This window comes from Acinetobacter sp. RRD8 (assembly GCF_031844225.1).
Lineage (GTDB): Bacteria > Pseudomonadota > Gammaproteobacteria > Pseudomonadales > Moraxellaceae > Acinetobacter.
This window is the reverse complement of sequence record NZ_JAUZUU010000039.1, coordinates 1-5,066: the sequence shown is the minus strand read 5'-3', so window position 1 is coordinate 5,066 and position 5,066 is coordinate 1. Positions and strand designations below refer to the sequence as shown.

Annotated in this window: 3 protein-coding genes and 1 pseudogene; 1 reads left to right on the top strand and 3 read right to left on the bottom strand. The window is 41.2% G+C overall.

The features are described 5' to 3' along the window. Positions 1 to 283: 283 nt before the first annotated feature. Positions 284 to 2,002: a GMC oxidoreductase gene (locus Q9R24_RS14840; RefSeq protein WP_045796738.1), complete on the bottom strand. Its 1,719-nt coding sequence runs from the start codon at positions 2,000 to 2,002 to the stop codon at positions 284 to 286. A 114-nt stretch (positions 2,003 to 2,116) separates the two neighbouring features. After that, positions 2,117 to 3,562, bottom strand: a complete 1,446-nt coding sequence (locus Q9R24_RS14835) for a coniferyl aldehyde dehydrogenase (protein WP_045796737.1) — start codon at positions 3,560 to 3,562, stop codon at positions 2,117 to 2,119. Positions 3,563 to 3,715: 153 nt separating this feature from the next. On the opposite strand from Q9R24_RS14835, the gene Q9R24_RS14830 reads away from it, so the two are divergent. After that, positions 3,716 to 4,735, top strand: coding sequence for an AraC family transcriptional regulator (locus tag Q9R24_RS14830; RefSeq protein ID WP_045796736.1), 1,020 nt, complete (start codon positions 3,716 to 3,718; stop codon positions 4,733 to 4,735). Between the two features lie 101 nt (positions 4,736 to 4,836). On the opposite strand, the pseudogene Q9R24_RS14825 reads toward Q9R24_RS14830, so the two are convergent. Continuing rightward, positions 4,837 to 5,066: pseudogene (locus Q9R24_RS14825) on the bottom strand (transporter); the annotation flags it as partial.

Genomic DNA, 5,066 nt, shown 5'->3' with positions numbered 1-5,066 from the left:
GTCATATTTTATAACAAGAAAAAATAAACCATGGCTTTTGGGTTTATGAATAGACTCAATAATGCCCCCCAATTACTCATTGATCGGTAAAAAAGGTAAGACAGCTTTTCGCTCTCTTCTTAGCTTAGGAATTTCTGAATTATAGCCCATAAAATCAGCAACGCCCTCTAACGCTGTCATACAGCGTTAGAGGGATAATGATCTCAAGATTGTATTGCTTGGGCTGTCTAATTTGCCGTATTAGACACCATCACCATCACCAGCCCAAACCATATCCACTTTTTTAAGCATTGCTTAATGCACTGGCTAAATCACCAGTACCCTTCAAGTCAGACACCTGTCCCTCCAAAGGCTGACTAAATTCAATACGCTGAATCTTTGCTGCCCGCTCTGCGGAGAACACTGGGATTTGACTCATCGCAAATTCAGACAGTGCGGTAATGGTTAGTGAGGGATTCACACCTAAATTCCCAGGTACAATCGAACCATCTAATACGCGTAAATTTTGATAACCAAAGACTTGACCAGTGAAGTCCACAACGCCATTCGACTTGTCATTGCCCATCGCGACACCACTCATAATATGTGCTGTCGTTGGCGTTCCCAGTAGAATTTCAGTAAGTGCAGAACCAGGTTCTCCACCTAACTTTTGTGCAATCATTTTAGTGGCTTCTTCAGCCGCAGGGAATGAAACGGTGAGTGGCGTGTCCCCTTCTTTTTGCACAGCAGTGATACTATTTTTGAACAGTCGATACCACTTTCTACGCCATTCAAAATGAATGAATGCTTCAGACTTTTGCATCACCAATAAAATGATAGAGTCTTTGGCTTTACCCTTATAACGCAGTACTTTAAAGGTTTTTAAGGGATGTAACAGTGTATTGAACACAAACTTCATAAAGCGCATAAAGCCCTGACCGGTCACCATCGGCACGTATGGAATATAAATCCATGAAGCATCCGCACCTTCAGGGAACCGTGTGACCTCAATATTGGTATCTGCATCGACCGAAATAAAAGAGCTGATTGCTACCCCATCATCCAGTTTTTTATCTGTGTTGTTCACTGTGGTCAGAGTTTCCGAGTTCGTCCGAACTTCCTGTCCCAGCAATGAAGAAATATTGGGTAAAGTCTTATACTGATCCCGCATTTTTAACAACATCGGTACCGTACCCATCACCCCTGCAGATAACACTACCCCACGACTGCGCAAACTATATTGACGAACATTCTTACCTAAAGTTTCTTTGATAATGATTTCATAGCCTTCACCACCATCCTCACTCAATGGCATAATTTTGAGGACTTCAGAACTTGGACGAATTTCTACCCCATTACGTTCAGCAAAATACAGGTAATTCTTCATGAGGGTGTTTTTGGCATTATTACGACAGCCCAACATACAACTGCCACAATAAATACAGGAGTTACGATCTGGTCCATCTCCATTGAAATACGGATCTTTCGCTAATTGTCCTTCTTGACCAGCTACTTGCGAAAAGAAGACCCCCGTATTCACCGTTTTAAATGAATTTGCATATCCAATTTCACTCGCAACTTCTTTTAACGTGTCGTCTGCAATATTGGTATAAGTATTATTCGCTGTACCCAACATACGTTGAGCGAGACCATAAAACGGCTTTAAGGTGTCTTTCCAGTCTTTACGAATCTTGGTCCATGCCTCCGACTCAAAAACTGCATCAGGTGGAATTAAATGTACATTGGCATAAATTTGTGAGCCCCCACCAACGCCCACCCCATGCAAAATGGTGGTTTTACTGGTGAAAGTAAATTGCATCGTACCTCTGAATCCCAGTTCAGGTCGCCACAAATAGTTTTTTGTGTCTAAATTGGTGGTTGGAAAATCCTTGTCTTCACGGCGTAAGCCTTTCTCCAAAATCAGGACTTTATAGCCTTTTTCACTGAGGCGTAAAGCACTGACCGATCCACCAAAGCCTGAGCCAATCACGATTTGATCATAATCAAAATCTTTATTATTCATACTATTAACTCCTTTAATAGTTTTATTTTTCTGTTTTTAAATACACTAATTCCTTCACTTCAAAATATCCATCTTGAAGTGAAAAGTGATGTTGAGGTTTTAAAATTTAAGCGCTTATGACTTCATGCGAATCAATAAATTCAACAGCCAATTGGCAAATTTTCCATACGGTGGCGCGAGAAACTTCAAACTCGAAAAACCCGCCTGATAAAATACAGGGCGCATTTTAGAAAAAGTCAAAAAGCCTTCATAACCATGATAGTGCCCCATCCCGCTGGCACCGACTCCACCAAAGGGTAAGTCATGCTGCCCGACATGAAATAAGGCATCATTGACCGAAACCCCGCCCGACATAACTCTGCTGATATAAAAATCGATTAAACTTTTGTTATTACTAAATGGATAAAAAGCCAATGGACGATCACGCTGCACAATATAGTCTACTACCTCTTCAGGCTTTTGGTAGGTTTTGACCATCAAGATCGGACCAAAGGTTTCACGCGTATCAATTTCCATCTCATCATTACTGTTCAATACCAAAGTCAGTGGAAATTTTCGTGTCGCAGCATCTGGTTCTTGCTGATTTAAATTAATCAAACTGGCCCCTTTGGCTTCAGCATCTGCCAAGCTATGCACTAAGCGCTGAAATGCACGCTCATCAATCACAGAAGTATAATCTTTGCTATGAATATCAGGCACATGTTCCTGAACCCACGCTGCCGCGGCTTGAATAAAAGCTTGTAACTTCGACTCATGTACAAATAAATAATCGACATTGGTACAAATTTGCCCCGCATTAAACTGTTTCACAAACATAATGCGTTCTACAGCTTTCTCAATAGGGTATTCAGGATCAATCACCGCAGGAGATTTACCACCCAACTCCAAAGTCACTGGCGTCAAGTTCTGTGCTGCAGCAGCCATGACTTTACGCCCTGTCGCACCAGAGCCAGTAAACATCAGGTGGTCAAACGGCAATTTTGAAAATGCGATGCCTACTTCACCAGTCTCATCGAAAATCTGTAATTTTTCCGCTTTAAAGTATTTGGGACTTAACTCAATCAGTAATTCAGCCAAATGTCTTGAATTTTCAGACATTTTAACCATAGCGGTATTTCCCGCAGCAAACACAGCAGATAATTGCGAGAACATCAAATTGATGGGGAAATTCCACGGCACAATAATTCCAATCACCCCCAGCGGCTGCGGAATCACACGGTTTTTTGCACCAAAATACAGGCTATGATCGACATGTCGTTTTTGTACTTTGGTCCAGTGTTTCAAGTGTTTGATGCTGCCGTTTATGTCATCCGTGACAGTTATAATTTCTGCTAATAAGGTTTCATGGCGTGAACGATTTCCATAATCACGATTCAAGGCGTCAATAATTGCTTCACGGTGATTGTTAATCAATGCTTTTAAATTCAGTAAATGTTGCTTGCGTTGTTCAATCGTTTCAATGCCTTGCTGATGAAAGCTTTTGCGCTGTAATTGAAAACAATCGTGCAATGTCTGTTCTATCACTGTTTGCTCGATATGAGACTGAACCGTAAGTTGCATATGCTTTTCCTTTCACGGCTAAAAATGGTGATTCAATACTTCTTTTCTATGTTGGTTGAGATAATCTCTTATCCTACTTTAACAAATGACTTGAATTATGCTTGACTTTTTAGGACACTAAATTGATCTTTTAGGACAACACGGAATGTTGTAATGGGAAGTTATATTCGTGCAGCCAGCCTCGGCGGTTTTGAAGACTTAGTCCGTAGTTATGGCATAAACCCTATAGGAATCTTGAAAGAGATCGGGATTTTACCTGCTTTACTCCGCGATCCAGATTCATTTATTCATTATGATCATTATTTAAATTTATTGGAAAAAGCGGCCTTAGCCTGTCAGGATGACTGCTTCGGTTTAAAACTCGGCGCACTCCAAAATATTAGCACAATCGGTTTGATTGGCGTCTATATGTCCCGACAAACGAGCATACTTGAAGCCTTAAGCGTGGCGCAAAAGTATGTCTATTTACATGCTGAAGGCGTTGTCTTTCACGTCTCGCAACATAATGCTCTGTTCTGTAAGCTGAACTTTGTGCGTTTAAGTGAATACAACACCGATGTACCACAAAAATCACAACTGGCCATTTGCCTTGTCGCGAATATTTTAAAAGATTTGATTGGCCCACAGTGGCATGCAGAAAAAATTTGCTTCAAGCAAAAAGCACCACAAAAAGGAGCTCAAACTTTCCAAGCACATTTTTCCTGTCCAGTGGAATTTGAAACCGATGAGGATGCGCTTTATTTTCCCGCAAGCTTTTTAAGCTATAAACCCTATAATTTTAATGAAGATGCCATTAATCAACTAATCGTACAGCAGCTTGAAACACAAAGCAGCACCAAAACTGAAGACAATACCGCACTGATAGAGAGTTCAGTCCGCATGCTGATGGCGACAGGAGACTGCAGCATTGAAAATATCGCACTCTGTATGGGAATGCATCCGAAAAAGCTTCAGCGCGCTTTAAAAATGCAAGGAACAACCTATCGAGATATACTCGAAAATGTCCGAAAAAAAGAAGCGCTTCGTATGCTTGATGCAGGCAATGTGAATTTGACAGATATTGCTCTACAGTTGGGCTATGCAGAATTATCTATTTTCAGTCGCAACTTTAAAAGCTGGTTTGGCGTTCCTCCAACCGAGTTAAGAGACAAAAGTCGAAGCCATATTGTATGACTTCTGGTTTTGCTACTTCGTTAAATAAAAAGTACCCAACGAATTCAAGCATATAGTTTAAATCCATTGAATGTCACTCTAATCAATACAGACTCAATTGATTATTTCGGGAAAACAAAGGATGCGACCAAACGTGCCCCCCAACCTTTCGGGCTGCCGTCAGTATCATCAACCCAATATCGAGCACCACCGCCCACACTAATGGCCTGACCATTTAGGCGAATCACTTTGGTCACAGTCAAGTTGACAGGAACTGTGGCTTCTTCTGCATTCCAGTCATATGTCGTTTCAGTATTCAATGCCACCGTCGTACTATTTGGATAAGTGTAAC

Coding starts and splice junctions, on each gene's coding strand:
- Q9R24_RS14840 (WP_045796738.1), bottom strand. CDS start 2,002: ATGAATAATAAAGATTTTGATTATGATCAAATCGTGATTGGCTCAGGC.
- Q9R24_RS14835 (WP_045796737.1), bottom strand. CDS start 3,562: ATGCAACTTACGGTTCAGTCTCATATCGAGCAAACAGTGATAGAACAG.
- Q9R24_RS14830 (WP_045796736.1), top strand. CDS start 3,716: ATGGGAAGTTATATTCGTGCAGCCAGCCTCGGCGGTTTTGAAGACTTA.